Annotated in this window: 17 protein-coding genes; 5 read left to right on the top strand and 12 right to left on the bottom strand. The window is 62.4% G+C overall.

Features of this window, described 5'->3' with window-relative positions; genetic code table 11:
• From WKW82_RS35195 to WKW82_RS35185, 3 genes are all read right to left on the bottom strand, one after another.
• A partial coding sequence (locus WKW82_RS35195) for a hypothetical protein (RefSeq protein ID WP_422823665.1) occupies window positions 1-220 on the bottom strand: 220 nt, incomplete at its 3' end.
• A 327-nt stretch (window positions 221-547) separates the two neighbouring features.
• Window positions 548-934 (bottom strand): ester cyclase, encoded by a 387-nt coding sequence (locus WKW82_RS35190; protein WP_340347737.1) that lies wholly within the window; start codon window positions 932-934, stop codon window positions 548-550.
• Window positions 935-994: 60 nt separating this feature from the next.
• Entirely contained in the window at window positions 995-1,480 is a 486-nt protein-coding gene (locus tag WKW82_RS35185; RefSeq protein WP_340347735.1) for a DUF2938 domain-containing protein, read from the bottom strand.
• 482 nt (window positions 1,481-1,962) lie between these two features.
• Between WKW82_RS35185 and WKW82_RS35180 the strand changes: the two genes are divergently transcribed.
• Window positions 1,963-2,775: a helix-turn-helix domain-containing protein gene (locus WKW82_RS35180; protein ID WP_340347734.1), complete on the top strand. Its 813-nt coding sequence runs from the start codon at window positions 1,963-1,965 to the stop codon at window positions 2,773-2,775.
• A gap of 680 nt (window positions 2,776-3,455) precedes the next feature.
• On the opposite strand, the gene WKW82_RS35175 is transcribed toward WKW82_RS35180, so the two are convergent.
• The 3 genes from WKW82_RS35175 to WKW82_RS35165 form a co-directional block, all read right to left on the bottom strand.
• Window positions 3,456-3,713: a hypothetical protein gene (locus WKW82_RS35175; RefSeq protein ID WP_340347732.1), complete on the bottom strand. Its 258-nt coding sequence runs from the start codon at window positions 3,711-3,713 to the stop codon at window positions 3,456-3,458.
• Window positions 3,706-4,017, bottom strand: coding sequence for a hypothetical protein (locus WKW82_RS35170; protein ID WP_340347731.1), 312 nt, complete (start codon window positions 4,015-4,017; stop codon window positions 3,706-3,708). Before WKW82_RS35170 ends, WKW82_RS35175 begins: the two co-directional genes overlap by 8 nt.
• 103 nt (window positions 4,018-4,120) lie before the next feature.
• Entirely contained in the window at window positions 4,121-4,594 is a 474-nt protein-coding gene (locus WKW82_RS35165; protein WP_340347730.1) for a GNAT family N-acetyltransferase, read from the bottom strand.
• A 315-nt stretch (window positions 4,595-4,909) separates the two neighbouring features.
• On the opposite strand from WKW82_RS35165, the gene WKW82_RS35160 reads away from it, so the two are divergent.
• The gene (locus tag WKW82_RS35160) at window positions 4,910-5,113 is read left to right on the top strand and encodes a hypothetical protein (protein WP_340347729.1); all 204 of its coding nucleotides are present in this window, start codon (window positions 4,910-4,912) and stop codon (window positions 5,111-5,113) included.
• Window positions 5,114-5,180: 67 nt separating this feature from the next.
• Here WKW82_RS35160 and WKW82_RS35155 read toward each other — a convergent pair whose 3' ends face one another.
• From WKW82_RS35155 to WKW82_RS35140, 4 genes are all read right to left on the bottom strand, one after another.
• Complete coding sequence (locus WKW82_RS35155) at window positions 5,181-6,230, bottom strand: ABC transporter substrate-binding protein (protein WP_340347727.1); 1,050 nt, start codon at window positions 6,228-6,230, stop codon at window positions 5,181-5,183.
• 201 nt (window positions 6,231-6,431) lie between these two features.
• Complete coding sequence (locus WKW82_RS35150) at window positions 6,432-7,331, bottom strand: complex I NDUFA9 subunit family protein (RefSeq protein ID WP_340347726.1); 900 nt, start codon at window positions 7,329-7,331, stop codon at window positions 6,432-6,434.
• A gap of 113 nt (window positions 7,332-7,444) precedes the next feature.
• Window positions 7,445-8,695 (bottom strand): autotransporter outer membrane beta-barrel domain-containing protein, encoded by a 1,251-nt coding sequence (locus WKW82_RS35145; RefSeq protein ID WP_340347725.1) that lies wholly within the window; start codon window positions 8,693-8,695, stop codon window positions 7,445-7,447.
• Between the two features lie 1,286 nt (window positions 8,696-9,981).
• On the bottom strand, window positions 9,982-10,524 hold the full coding sequence (locus WKW82_RS35140; RefSeq protein WP_340347723.1) for a hypothetical protein: 543 nt from the start codon (window positions 10,522-10,524) through the stop codon (window positions 9,982-9,984).
• A gap of 1,231 nt (window positions 10,525-11,755) precedes the next feature.
• On the opposite strand from WKW82_RS35140, the gene WKW82_RS35135 reads away from it, so the two are divergent.
• Entirely contained in the window at window positions 11,756-12,247 is a 492-nt protein-coding gene (locus tag WKW82_RS35135; protein WP_340347722.1) for a pyridoxamine 5'-phosphate oxidase family protein, read from the top strand.
• 244 nt (window positions 12,248-12,491) lie between these two features.
• Here the strand turns inward: WKW82_RS35135 and WKW82_RS35130 are convergent, their stop codons facing one another.
• On the bottom strand, window positions 12,492-12,740 hold the full coding sequence (locus WKW82_RS35130; protein WP_340347721.1) for a hypothetical protein: 249 nt from the start codon (window positions 12,738-12,740) through the stop codon (window positions 12,492-12,494).
• A 711-nt stretch (window positions 12,741-13,451) separates the two neighbouring features.
• On the opposite strand from WKW82_RS35130, the gene WKW82_RS35125 reads away from it, so the two are divergent.
• Window positions 13,452-13,706, top strand: a complete 255-nt coding sequence (locus WKW82_RS35125) for a hypothetical protein (protein ID WP_340347720.1) — start codon at window positions 13,452-13,454, stop codon at window positions 13,704-13,706.
• 60 nt (window positions 13,707-13,766) lie between these two features.
• Here the strand turns inward: WKW82_RS35125 and WKW82_RS35120 are convergent, their stop codons facing one another.
• Window positions 13,767-14,174, bottom strand: a complete 408-nt coding sequence (locus WKW82_RS35120; protein ID WP_340347718.1) for a hypothetical protein — start codon at window positions 14,172-14,174, stop codon at window positions 13,767-13,769.
• A gap of 161 nt (window positions 14,175-14,335) precedes the next feature.
• Between WKW82_RS35120 and WKW82_RS35115 the strand changes: the two genes are divergently transcribed.
• On the top strand, window positions 14,336-14,473 hold the full coding sequence (locus WKW82_RS35115; protein ID WP_340347716.1) for a hypothetical protein: 138 nt from the start codon (window positions 14,336-14,338) through the stop codon (window positions 14,471-14,473).
• Window positions 14,474-14,549 lie beyond the last annotated feature (76 nt).

Below are 14,549 nucleotides of genomic sequence, written 5' to 3'. Positions count from 1 at the left end.
GACGCAGGTAGTTCGGATTCGCCTGCACGATGACGTGGGTTGGTCCTTCCAGCACGGCCATGAAGCTCGGCGACTGTTCGAAGAGCATCCCGAGCCGCTCTGCGTGGGCCGTGCCGTTTGAGCCGGCGCGAGCCGGGAAACCACCGACGCCTGATTCCTGTCCTGACAGCGAAGGTGTCCCACTGGTGAGATGCGCATTCGTCGCGCGTTTCGCCGACACGGCCAGCAAAAGGAGGCCCAAGCGGATCGTGCCTCAGCCATTCCATTTTGCACTGATGGACAAGATCAACTGGCTCTAGGTCTCCCGGAACAGCGACAACTTGCGTAGGCGTAGCGCGCGCAGGAGTGTCGGAGGAATGTCCATTTCTGGCCCGCATTCTGCCGTCCCTGCCGCGCGCTCACGCGCCGTCGATCGTCGGGCGTGGGGGGCAACGAAAACGTTGTTCCCCTCCGGGTCGCGAAAGGACCGCCTGGTTGCCCCGACGGTACCCTGATGGCGAACGGTGGCCGGCGCTCCATCGCGCGGTCGGCGGACCTGTGAACCGCTCTAGAACTGCTTCTCGATAGCCAACTTGTCGATAACTGACCAGACGCGGCAAATCTTTACTTCCTCGAATTCATAGAGGACGTTTTCGGTGAAACTCACTTGCCTCCCGTTAACCGGCAGCCCAAGGAACTCCCCTCGCGGTGCGCAGTTGAACTGCAGACGGCTGGCGATTCTCGGAGGCTCGGCGACGAGCAACTGGACGTCAAAAAACAGGTCCGGAATTTCCTGGAAGTCCTTCTCCAACATTTCGCGATAACCCGCAAGACCAAGTTGACGCCCATTGTGGGAAGCCTGGTCGTGCACGTATCGACCCAAACTCGCCCAGTTTTGGCTATTGAGGCACGAGATGTAGTCAAGGTAGATGCGGGTGAGTTGCTTCGCGGTCATGCTCCTACCTTCTCGGATGGCGGCAGCTGCTGAATTGAGGTTCCAGCAGCGAGTCGGGCGTCAAAAGTATGCGATGCCAGCGGCGGCGACGTACAGGCCGGCTCCAAACACCGCGTGATTCGCAAAGGTACGCACGCAGCTCCTGACGGGAGCCGTGGTGTTGGAGCCGGCGAAGCCAGACCCCATGGCCGGTTGCATCACGAACAGCGGCACGACCACCGTGACCAATCCGAAGACCAGCGCCGGGACGATGGTAGGCTGGCTTGCCCAATCGGTTCCCATGAACGCAACGAGCACGGCGGCGTAGGCGATGCCCGCACCATAGTGGGTAAGCCAGCCCAGTGGGTGTTCGCCTCGTACCGGCGCCGCCTCGGCGATGGACGCATGCGCAAACCGCCCTTGTGCCATCTGCCCGACCCACCTGCCAACCAGCCGCCAATCGGTGGTGGGTACGCCGAGCCGGGAGAGGACGAGCAGCCACATATCCATGACCGCTGTGGAGACGACGCCGATGAGGATGACGAGGCCGATGCTCGGGATTGACATGAAGGTCTCCTTTTCGCGATGCGTTGCAGTGGTCCAGCCACGTCTCGGTGTACCCGACGCGGACTCGTGGGAAGTGGCCGGTCCTTCCAGTTGTCTCAGGAGGCGCAGCCGCAAGTCGGCGAATCCGCCGTGGCGCAATCACAGCCAGTGCAGTCGCAACTTACGCAGTTGCAAGTGACACAGTCGCAGCTGCCGGACTTGCAGGTTGCGCATCCGGAGCAGGTCGGTTGACTGGCAGCGGAGGAAGCCGCGGCGGCTTGGGTGCAGGTGGCAAAGGAAGTCATTTGAAAGCTCCAGAAGGGGTTGGTGAGGTCTTGATTTTTTCGCGCGATGAACGTTTTGGACTTGAACACAGCGGCTAGATTTGCAGCCTGTTCGTTCAACACCACTGTCGAGCGGCCGATGCCGAGCCCACCCGCCAGGGCGGCCGTCGGGTTATCGCTTTCGTGGCACAGTAGACCAGTGGCAGAGCCGTTCAACCAATGAGCACACAGCCCGCAACCCGCTACCGCGGCGATTTCGTAGCCTGGACCGGCGTTTGCGGGTTCATAGGCGAAGGAGGCGGTGCTCCCATCGAGCCGCACTCGCACTACGCCATCCAGTTGGTCTTGGGCGCTCCCGCGGGCTTGCATGTGAAACTCGGCCGCCACGGTGAATGGCAGGCGTGTGCCGCAGCTTTGGTGCCGTCCCGGGCCGTACACACCATCGACGTGAACGACTGCGACATGAGCTTGGTTCTGTTCATCGAGCCGGAGACTCCAGAGGGGAAGGCGCTCGCCACTCGCCTGCAACATGGGCCCGAGTTCCTCGACACCGACACGGTGGCCGTCGCTGCAAAGCGTCTGGAAAGAGCTTGGCGGTTCGAGAAGAGCTACGAAGCGGTGCAAGCGGTGTGCATGCAGCTTGTCCGGGACCTGTCCGGAGCAGCGTCCAGGGAGCCGTCCGACCCGCGCGTCCTCGCTGCCATCGATTACATCCGCCAGCGGGTCGACGAGAGCGTTTCACTCCCCGAAGTGGCCAAAGCGGTGAATCTCTCGCCGGAGCGCTTCCGGCACCTGTTTGTCGAGGAAACGGGCATGCCCCTGCGCACTTACGTCCTGTGGCGGCGACTCTTGCACGTGTGGACACTGCTGATGGCCGGGCAAAATCTCTCGGCCGCGGCGCACGCGGCCGGCTTCGCGGACGCTGCGCACTTGTCGCGTACGGCGCGAACGATGTTCGGGCTGCCGCCCTCGGTATTGCAGATGCGCGGCCCCCTGAGCTCGCAGACCCGCGAACAACAGCACTTGCCCTGAAGGACGGGGCCAGGGAGCGTTGCCAAGAATGCAGCCAAGGCCTGTCTATCAGGAGCGGATAGGCGCATGGCCTGCCGGTCAGTGAACTCCGATGTGGCATCCAGCCTCCATGGCTTTGGAAGTCTTAACCACCGTGGAATCCGGGTCTCGATCGCTGGCTCCGGCGACGCCGCGCTTGATCACTTGATCAGAAAGACTGCGCAAGCAGGTAGACAAAAGCTGCCCTGGCGCGCCGCGCGCCCAATGCCGATACCGTGCCGCTGACATGGGCGCATGACCTGCGCACCAGGCGCGACCAACCGGAAGTGCCCTCGAACCGCTAACGCGATGAGCGAGGGCCGTGCTCGACGCGCGGTCAGGAAGCGTGGCCTTCAAATGCTGCGTTCAACCGTGCGCTGGTCGGCAGAAATCCAAGCCACCCTTGCGCCTCGTCGCGTTGCAGGGCGGGCTCGCGTCGCTATGATGGTATTGGCGCGCTCCGGCAGCGCCAAGCATACCCAACGGTGTTTGACATAAATCGGATAGCCCTCCTCCCACTGTTGGCCCAAATGGAAATGTCGCTCGCGACAATTACAAAGGTGGACGCCAGGCCTGTTGCATGCGCGACAAATCCACTCAGCGCGGTCGATCTGGAGACGTCGGCACTGGTCGGATTTGGGTACATGGCGGGAGACTGCCCCTCACTGCCACGAGCCCGTCAACTGTTCCTTGAGCTCCTCAAGGGTCAGGTCCTTACCCTCGGCGCACCAGCCAATGCCTGCCAGAACGATCAGGCGAGGCAATACGGCTTCTCGCAGGTCTGCATCCTCCGGATCGGCCTGCAGCCTTCGCAGCAACGTGAGGGCCTGGCTGGCGGCTTTGCCCGCAATGCGCAGCCGCTCAACGGGCGTGCCCAGCGGATCAGCGGCGACGGGTGGCACGGAATGCAGCTCAGCCATTTGCTGCTCCCTCGAAGAACGGGGTATGCCGAAGCGAAGCCACGATTCCGCTCAGGTGCCCTCGCAGGTCCAGCAAGCGAGCGACCGGGGTGGTCGCATAGGCGATGTCTGTCGCGAGGGTGGCCAGACCCGGCGTGACGGCCTCGTGGTCGCCGCCGTCGGGCTTGAAGCGCCTCGGCACCTCCAGTAGAGTCCCGACCTGCCCGCCGGCCTCGCTGGCTGCTTCCAACCGATAGCGCAGTTCGCCTTCGGCCACCTCGCTGCTCGCGGCTGCAGGGACTTGGTGTAGAGCCTTTTTGCCCAATGTGTTTTCCTCGTTGATGTGAGTGGTTGTGGTCAAGTCATGAGCCAACGCCGCGAGGTGCCGACCGGCAGTTGATTCGACGGCGAAAGAAGTCCGGCGGGGGTCAGCGGTTTTGCGATCCTGACGCCCGGCGCAGCGACGCTGGCAGCGTGTCGACGTACGCTTGTGCAGCAGCGGGGTCGCTGTGCATCAAGAAGTAGCCGCCGCCCGTCATGATAGGCGGTCGGATGAAGCCGTGGCGCTCGAAGAAAGCGGCACGCTCGGCCCCGTAGCACTGCAGGCTCAACGGCGCGTTCGGAAAGCGAGCGCGCACGGCGGCGAGCATCTGGGCGCCGATGCCCTTGCCACGCATACCGGGGCGCACCAACACGTAGGCGATGCAGACGCCGCGCTCGCCCTCCTGGTTGACGAATGCCAAGGCGTCGCGCTTGGCCAGCATCACGCCGGTTCTGTCGGCCAACTTCTGTTCTATCGCCGCGGGAGCGATCTCACATGCCAGCTCCCTGCGGTGGCGCCACAGCAGTACGGCTTGCTCGCGGGTGGACAGGCTACGCCAGTCGAGCGCATGCGTGCCCATTCACCAGGCCCCAACGGTGCGGGTCTGGAGATCCCCGATCTCGTCCCGTAGCTCATGCGGGAACGCTGGCCAAGCTTCGACGGGTGCCGCGTGCTGCGGCTCGCGGTTCCATATCGTCAAGGCGTCCAGGATCTGTTGCTCCGGCAGCGTGCCGACATTCGGAATAATTCTCAGCGACTTGCCGTCAAGACGGGCACTAGCGTTCAATTCGGATCCTGGTTGATTTGCGTATGAACGTATGCTAGGGCGCTCGTGTGAGCACGTACGTGATTTAGTGCACACTGCAGGCGTCATTTGCGTATATACAATTCTGATATGCCAAAGCCGAAGCCCATCGAGCAGCCGGTGCCACGCAAGCGCGGGCGTCAGACCTTGAATGAAACCGGCGAGATCATGCGTATACGCGGCATCCGGATGACCGATTCCGAGTGGACGGATGCCCGGTTCATCGGAGCGCAGGCCATTCGAAACTTTGTGACCCGGAGGGCCAGGCAGCTACGCAAAGGGGAGGCGACATGAAGACGCACGCATGTACCGGAAATTGCGCTGCCGGGCATGCACCGAGCCCGCGGCCCTGGAGTGCGCACTATTCGATCAACTTATCGGCGCGCACAAGGACAGAACTAGGGATGGTCACTTTCAAGGCCTTCGCAGCTCTTGTATTGATGACCAACTCGAAGCGGGTCACCTGTTGGACAGGCATGCGGGCCGGCTCCGCGCCTCGCAAGATTTCATCGACCTGGTGCGCTGTCGTCCGTGCAAATTCGCTCATCAGGGGGCCATACGACACAAGGCATCCCAGCGCTACCTGGAATTCGAATTCGCACACGGCCGGGATTGGCTTCCTCGTATGGAAATTCGAGAACTGGAGGGCAGTTGTTGCCTCATCGACGTAGAACATCAGGCCGTCAAAGCGACTGGAGTCGAGCGCAGCGTAGGCAGCCTCAAAGTCTTGCGGGCCTCGCACTTCGATCGGCGTCAGCGTGATGCCGGTGGCCTTGGCTGCCGCGCTCGCACTCTTCAGATGATCGGAAGCTCCCGGGTTGGAGGGATTGAGGATGACGCCCACCTGCCTGAGTGAAGGCATCATCTGCTTCATGACTTCAACGCGCTTCGCGTCGAGAGTGGGAGAGAGGCTCTCGTTGCCGGTCAAGTTGCCCCCTGGACGCGCCATGCTGGAGAAGAGACCCGTTTCCACACCGGCGTGCGCAGCATAGACAACGGTGGGTATTTTGCTGGTGGCTTGTTTTGCAGCGTGGGCAGCAGTGCTGGTGACGGCGACCAGCACATCCACCTTGGCCTGAACCAGCTCGGCTGCCAAGGTGTTGAGGGGTTCCGTCGACGCAGTGTCCGAAACTCCGTAGTGGATGATGACAGTTTTGCCGTCAATCCAGCCGAGCTTCTCCAATTCCTCCTTGATCCCCACGGTAGGGCCAAGCGGGCCATAGGCTGAAAGAAATCCAATGTGCGGCACCTTCGCAACTTGTTGCGCCGCAGACTGTGGTGGATCGAGCACCAGCACGATGGCCGCTACAACCCAGCGTACTGTCCAAAGAGTTGTCTGCTTATTCACTGCAATACCGCCACTTCCTTGAAAGGCGTCACGCTGCGGAGAGAACGGGCGACGCAGCTTCATGATTTTGCGCTCAATCGGCTACTGTCGGCGAGGCATCGGTCGCCAGTCGCGCCTGCTGGCCAACTCACTCTGCGCCTCGAGCCTCAGTCGTTCGTTGCCGTGTCGCGTGTTGGCCAAGTCATGTCAGGCGCTTGCAGCGATGAAGGCTTCATCCGCGTGCGGTAGTGCATCAAGGCCTGATTTCACGTGCCAACATCCTCATCAATGCCAAAGGTAGCTCGGGCCTACGGTTTCGAGCGCGGCAGCGTGGATACCCAGGTCCATCAGCGTCGCGAGCCGTCCGCTTGCGACGTTGGGGGTTTGCATCGACTGCAAGTTGTCGCGCGACATGAGGGGCTCACCGGGCAATCGCTCCATGACAGCCGCCTGAAGCGTTCCGAGGACGTCTGGAAGCGCCAGCACCGGCCTTTCGTGGCCCGACCAGCGACCGGCCAGTTTGACCAATTCCGCCAAGGTGAAGACCTCGGGCCCTGCGCATTCGAAGGTCTGGCCCGCGGTCTCGTCGCGCGCGAGGCAGACGACGACCGCCCGGGCGACGTCCTCGACCCAAACGGGTTGAAAGCGGGCATCCGCGCACGCCAACGGAAAAAACGGAGCGAGGGCCGAGAGGCGCGCGAACAGGTTCAGAAAACGATCTCGTTCACCGAAAATAACCGATGGCCGCAGGATGGTTACGTCAAGGCCTGAACCATTGAGCACCGCCTCGCCTGCTGCCTTGGATCGCAGATAGTGGCTCGGCTTCGCGCTGTCAACGCCCAGCGCGCTGACATGCACCAGCCGTCGTACACCGGTGGATTGGCAGGCTTCGACCAGCCCACGGACCAACTCGATGTGAACCCGGGCGAACTGCGCTTCGGTGCCGTGCAGGATCGCGATGAGGTTGACCACCGCGTCGCTGCCTTCGACAAGTTTGGCGAGTTGAACCCGGTCATGGACGTCCGCACTCGCGAGGTTGACCGAGGGCGGCATCCCCAATCTCATCGCCCCCGACAGACGACGGGTCGGCACCGTGATCGTGGTGGCGGCATCCGAGGAACTGATCAGCGTACACAGACTGCGTCCGACGAAACCGGTTCCTCCGAGTACGAGTATGTTTTTCATGCGAGTGGGTAGCGACGTGCGCCTTGTTACTGCGACGGAGTGGGTGCTTGCGTGTCCATACTAAGCCTGTCGGACGAGCGATAGGACCGCCAGCTGCGTTCGGAGGTCGGTCCTCAGAACGCAAAAGCCGCCTTCAGCATCGCGCCGTTCGAGCGGAAGCCGGACGCGAACTCACCGGTGTACTCCAGCCGGATGTCCAGGTTTTTGTTGGCGATCAAGTCCGCACCCACGTTGAGTTTGAAGCGCTGGTTGGGCAACTCGGAGGCGGTGGTGAACTTGCCCGCCCGTGCCACCGAACCCTGCAGCGTGGCGTTGGCCGACCAGTCGTTCTGGTTGGACACCGAGACACCGCCGCTCACGTAGCCTCTTAGCTCCATGCCATGGCCCAGGTCGAACAGGCTGCCGGCTTCCAGCATCGGCGACACGGTAAGCGCGGTGCCGTTCGACGAATTCACGAGCAGGTTGAGCTCGTTCGCACCGGTCTCGTTGTAGGCACCGGTATGCAGGCGCACCGCGTGCACGTCGACGTAAGGCTTGAAGTACCAGCCGCCGTCCATGGCGAACTGATGCGCCACGCGGGCGTGCAGACCGATGCCGCTCGCGTTGAACGACGCACTGACGGTCTCGGGCGCATCGTTCAGGGTCACTTGGCGCCGGCTGTCGTAGCTGCCGGTCGAAACGTCGACGGCGCCGGAGAAGAGCCAGTCCCCGATTTGCTTCTTGGCGATCAGTGCCGCGGTCCAGCCTGTACCGCTGACGGTGGTCAGCGGGGCCGAAAGGCTGCTCTGGTCATAGCCGATGGAGCCCCCAAGGAACCAGCCATCGCCCACGCCCCTTTGGCCGCCGATCTGGTACTTGTTGGCACCCGTCTCGTAGCCCACCCCGGTGCTGCTGCCATCGCGATGCGCATGGTTGTCGGTGGCACGCGACCACAGGCAATTCTGCTCCGCCAGTTGCATGCCGCCGGGCCCGAACTGGGGGCAACTGTTCATGCGGTCGACAAAGTCTTGGCTCGCGGCCATGCGTGCGGCGCCGACCGATTGCACGGCCTCGTTGCCAAGCGCGTCCATCGAGCTCTGCACATGCGCATCGTCCTGGCCGGCCAATCGACCGTAGACCCGGGCCATCGCAGGAGTCATGTTCGCAGCGAAGCCGGCATCCAGGTGCCCGCTCATGCTCAACTCATTGGCCGAGTAGCCACGCTTCGCGCCGACGGCGGCGAACTGGGTGCTGGGGGTGACGCTGAGCGTACTGCCGGCAACCGGATCGAAGGTGGAGGAAATCGCATAACTCACGCTCGCGTTGGCAGCGTTCACCGCCTGGACGCCCGACGCCACGTTGATGATGTCGGTCGCCCCCAGCACCTGGACCGTCGACGGCTGCAGGCCAGCATTGGCCGGAACATTGACCGTGATCTGGCCGGCTGTCAGGTTGGCTCCGCCGTTGATCTGCAGGTTGCTGGACGACTGCGCCGTGAAGTCGATGTTCGTCGCGATCGGTCTTGGCGCAACTCAGCATCAGCTTGTCGAAGCGCCAGAAGGTGACGTCGAAGTTGAAGTCCTTCTCGCGGAAGTGATCCGGAAGCGTGACGACGTACGAGTTGCCGCTGCCGCTTTGCCAGCGCTCAAACCGCTCCTGCGCAGGATATGCGGACGAACTGGATTGCCCATGAGGCATGGATCCTTGCGGCATGGTCTACATCCGGGTTGAGGGCAGGAGGCCGGCCGGGCATCCTACCGTCTCTCCTCCAGTCGCGCCAACTCCAGGGACGCCGCGCAGTCGGCGCGGCGGTGCGACTGACTGGGATGGGCCCTCTGCAGTCCTACGAATGCCCCGTGGCCAGCAGCTAGCAACGGTCGTCGCCTACTGGGAGACGCGCGAGGGCACGGACGGCGCTCGATTCGCGATCATGAGATCGCGCCCCACCCTCCTCGCGAGACAGTTGCAGCGTCCCGACGGCGTTTGCCATAAATCGGATAGCTTTCCTCGCGACTGTGGGAGCAAAGTTGCAATGTCGCACCCCCCACGATCCACAAACTAAAGGCCCCGATTGGGGCTTTTCAATCGGCGACTTGCGCAGGATCAAGTATCGGTCTGGGCCGCTGAGACAGCATGTGACATTTCGACCAGACCCGTGGCCAAGCATGCACAAGTACGCCGAAGCCCTCATCCGCCGCGCCATCCAACGTCGCGCGCTGACAGTCGCCGAAATCGCCACGGCGACTGGACTGAACGCTCGGACCGTCTACAGGCGAACTATTTCGCTCGCGGCTGACGGGCGCATCCATGTCGAAGCCTGGGTTGAGCCTTCGCGCAGCGGGCCGCATGCAAAACGATACCGGTGGGGCGCGGGGCCCGACGCCCCGCAACCTCCTGCTTTGACACCTGCCGAGTGCGCGGCAAGGAACTACGCGAGGCGAAGGGCGGCAGCGCGCGAGTCTAGTGCGCCCGCCCCTTAAGCGCCGTTGCGACGAGCGCAGTTGCAATGCGGCACCACCACACAGGAGAACGTCCAGATCGAGGTGATCTCGGTTTCCATGAATTCTGTGGCGGTCGCCATGGCTATTGCACGCGCCTCACTGGAGAACCGTCACGAAAAGGCAAGTTGCCGCGATCGGACGATGGGTGGTCTGCAACGAACTGGGTTACATCATGAAAAGTCGGGCCAAGCGCCCACAGAATGCATGGAAACCGAAATCGCTCCTCGCTGGGCATGCGACATCGCAAGCAAACGCGCTTCGACCTGCCTGAAGGCCTCGGTGCTCACCAAGCGCTGGATCTCCAGCGAGGCCTGCAAGAGGAAGACTTCGCCATCGGGCTCTGAGCGCTTGATGCTTTCGCAGAGAGCAAGGTAGGCCTTGAAGTCCGCAATCTCGCGAGTTGTGTAGCCACGCAACCGCGAGAACAACGCCCAGCCCTCGTGCTCGTAGGCGACCACTTCCAGTGGGCTCCACTGCGTCGGGCTTGAGACCTTCTCGGCACGCTGGACCCTGTCGTACAAGCGAACCCAGTCGCGGATCATCGGGCTCGTACTGCAGCGCTGAGCCTCCTGCCCCGTGGCGCTGGCCAATGAAGTTGACCACGATGTTCTATGCGCCTTGACGCCGCCCAGACTAACCATCCCGAAGTTCACCTCGATGCGCGAGAGACTGCACACGATTTCGCCGAACAGCGAAGCCGTCTCGGCCTTCACGCTGTCACTATGTGCCCAGCGAACTCCGGCAGTCTCGAGCCCGGAGCGTCCGGGGCGTCGTCGCCTGCCTTTCTTAAGCCCCCGCCGCAGGTGCAGCAGCGCTCTGACCCAAACGTTGAGGATGGGTAAATCACACCAAGGCCCTGATTCTTCGACTCCTTCTTCAACAAGGACCGGGTGGCAGAGAGAAACCGACCACCACGCCTAGGACAACCGATCGGGTCACCGTGTTTCTGTGCGCACCCCATCATTCAGTGCGCTTCGAACGTGGACGGCGCTTACGGTGCCATCTGCGATTCGGTGTAGTTAGCAGCGCAACCATTCCCCTGAGGCGTCAGCCTTTCATATCGACGGCATCAGCTTCTTGATAGCTTCCATTTGCTGCGTGCCCGTTGCGTGAGATGAGCCATTGCGTCGGTGTCCCCTCGCGGATGGAATCCTTGTGCGGGTGCGCGCCACAGCCACAGGGCTGGCGGGCCTGGACACGCCAGCTCGGTGCAATGGTCGTGCCCCGTGCCGCTGGTCGAAGGCAACACCGCCCAGATCGCCGGCATCGTGGCGGCGCCGCGTCCACGGTGTCCTGCGGGCGACCAAGCTCAAGATCCGCCATGTGCCCGGCATGGGCGGACCCGCCTTAATGGATCTGATCGGCACCGTTGGAACGTTCAGGCCGGCGGCCGACTTCCGCTTCGCGGCCAATCGGCGAACGCAAGCGGGCCAGACCGGTGTTCGGCAACGGCACCGGGGCCGGCCTAGGTACCGGCGTGAAAGTCAACGTCCACGGCACCGAGGTCATCAACGGTGTGTTGATGGCTTCGGAGGTGGTTTTCCAATGATGGCCAGGACGCCCCTTGGAAACGGGAGCATGCAGACAGGAATGAAGGCAAGGCAACAGGACTCTAGCGACGCCGGTAGGTGGTCAAGCGCGCTTCGTTGGACCCAATGCGGACCATGCGCTGTTATAAGCGCGACAGGAGGTCGCGACGCGGAAGGCTTAGCAGCGCCTCAGGCGCGCGTCGCGCACCTACGCACGAACCGCCAAAAGTCTCGCACACGCGGCCTTGGAAGATGAGCAGGGTTCCATCACACCGGCTTGTGGGGTGCGGCTCGGACTCAAATCCGCTGCGCATGGTTTGCCCAGGCCTCGATTTCGAGAAGGCGCACCGGCCCCGCGTTGTCACCCTCCGCCCCGCAGCGACGGATCATTCACACGTTCAACAAGGAGAATTTCATGGCCAATGACGACGCGCACGCGACGCTCTGGAAGATCATTCACGACACGAAGTTCGGGATGTTGACGCATCGGCACGGCGATGGGCACCTGCACAGCCAGCCTCTCACCACGCAGAACAAGGCGATTGAAGCGGATTCGCTGCTTTACTTTTTCGTAGCGCGCGATGGAGACATTGCACGCCACGTCGCAAGTGACGCGAACGTCAACGTAGCCTATGCCAACGTGGATGATGACGACTACGTCTCAGTTTCCGGCACCGCAACCATCAGCGAGGACCAAGCCAAGAAGGAGGAGCTTTTCAACACGATCGCCAAGGCCTGGTTCCCCGGTGGCGCAACCGATCCCAACCTGGCCCTTTTGATCGTGCGCATCACGCAAGCAGAGTACTGGAAGGCCAAGGACAGCAAAGTCGTGCAGTTGGTGAAGATGGCTGCGTCAGCGGTCAGCGGGAATTCACCGGCCGACATGACCGAGCATCGCAAGCTGTAGCCACACGGAGATCCAATTAACCTGGACCGATTCGGAGATGCGCCCAACCGAGGGTGATCCAGGCTTCCGTGCATACCCATCGTGGCTCGCTTAAGGAGCCGCGCGAAATCGCCGCCGCACTTCAAGGACAGATGCCCGATCAAGCAAGCAGTCCTGGACGCCCCGGCAAATGGGCCATGCGCGCCGCCTCCTTGGAGCGCAAGGTTGAGAAAGAGTCGTCGCGAGTGTGTGCGCCTAGCCGCCATCAGAATCGCCCTTGACCATCGCCGGTGCGGTCATGCACCCAGCGGACCGCCTGCTGCTCGCAGTGCCGCCATGCCTCTTCCGAAGATGCATAGGGATCTGCATCCACGGGCAACGCCTGCTGTTCAAGGTTGGGCAACCCTGAGCGATAAAGCACATGGGGAAGGAAGAGGTCTTGGCCTGTGCGCTCGACGCTCAACAGGAACTCGCAATCGCGATACCGGAACGACCGATCGTCCATCAAAGTCATTTTTCAGCTCGAGAAGAGGTAGACGACACAGCGTTTGCGCCCGGGAATGGCGGGCCCGCAAGTGCTTCGGCTCACCTTGCGCAGGACGCAAGGCCGAACTGTGACTCGAACGACAGCTCGCGCCGCTGAGGCCGGTACTTCCGCAGAAAGACACCGCGCAAGAAAGCTGAAAGGGCCAACAGACTGCGGCAACGCGCCCCCCGCAAATGCGTGCAGCACCACGCCCCAGACGCAGCGCAGAGCGGGGGCAACCTCCACGAAAAGCCCCAAACAAGATCGTCGCCGCGCCTCCTGGGCACGATTTGCGCCCATTCCCCCACTGCGCAACACTTCGCCGGGATGCCCCCGCCTCCCTTCTCTTGGAACACGGCTGGCAAGTTCCGAACGCGACCACGGGGCTCGTGGACATGACGATCGTCAAATGGCTGCAAGCTGCGAAGGAACGCACGAGGCTTGCAGCGCTGCCGTCAGAAGTGGGAGCACAATGCCATTGGTGTGAACGGAAGCGTGGATTGAGTTGTCCGACCAAGAAGTTGAAAGCCACACTTCGCGGGTTTGAGAAGTCGTCGAAACGAGTGCCGCGCCGGATGAGTGACTGTGAGCGACGCTTGACATGGGAACCGACGCCCGCGCCGCTGCAAACGCAGAAGTTCCTCGAACCCGGCCGACGTAGAGCCGGCTCTTGATCTTGAATTTTCCAAAGGCGGGCGGATGGGCACGAAGGGCGCAAGCCAACTGTATGCGAAGGCCATATTGGCCGCGCTGAACGAGGTCCCAACGTCGGAGGAAATCGCGGGCTTGGAATACCGCCACGTCGCGTTCGCCGTCTACTGCATGCGCCGCGGCCGCGGCGAGGGAATGCCGTATCTGGAACGCTACCTCGAGCCACTCATCGAGGCCGACGAGACGGACGCCGCCTACGCGGGGTATCAGTGGATCAGGTCATGCTTCGGAGAAGACGCATAGCAATACCCTCGTCCGCCGGTGATTGCCTGCGTCTGCGCGGCCGTCAGGCTCTACCGTCGATCAAGGCTTCGACGGCAACTTCCCCGGAGCCTTGACGAGCCCGCTGCGCTGTCTTTGCACGGTTTCGAGCTGTGCGAGTTGCGCGGGACAGTCGGAGGACGCCGACACAAGCGTGAGCGGACTGCGACGGAGGGCGGTGATTGACTTCTCGACAGCGGCAGCGTCACGCGTGGTCGAGACCAGACCTGCTGAGACAGCCGCCCTCGACTGGCGACTGAACTTCTTCTCGAAGGCAGGCGTTCCGCAGCGCGCTGCGATCACGCGATAGTCGGCTTCTTGCTGGATGGCGTTCGTAGACATCCGCTCTTGGGACGCGGCGTCGGAAACGGGGAACAGCGACATCACGCCCAAACTGAGAGCCAGCATCTTCATGAGTACGCCGCTGCGTACGAACAGTCCAGGTTGCATGGGGTCATGGTAAGGCCGTCGGATGCCCTGCGGAGTTCGGTTCGGCTTCTTCGTGGTGCAGGCACCACGCATGCGCGAGCAACTCGCGAACGGCACCAACGCTCCAGCAAGAGCAGCGCCGCAGAGCCACGCATGATCTTGCAGTTCGAACTGACGATCTCATGATCGCGGAATTCGTGACGCTGCCGATGATCATGTCGAAGTCAGCGCTCGTCACGCTCAACCCGGCCTATCGGCCTACGCACACGCGTGGTTCCAGCCGCGGCGCAAAGAGGGCAAGGCGAAGCGATAACGAGTGATGCTCAGCCTCTCACCTTCCATGGAACTGCTGTTCAACCCGTTGTTCTGGCCGTCGGCGCCCTCGACAGCATGTCC

It is taken from the genome of Variovorax rhizosphaerae (assembly GCF_037889975.1).
Lineage (GTDB): Bacteria > Pseudomonadota > Gammaproteobacteria > Burkholderiales > Burkholderiaceae_C > Variovorax > Variovorax rhizosphaerae.
The sequence above is the reverse complement of the archived record's forward strand: the minus strand, read 5'-3'. Positions and strand labels throughout refer to the sequence as shown.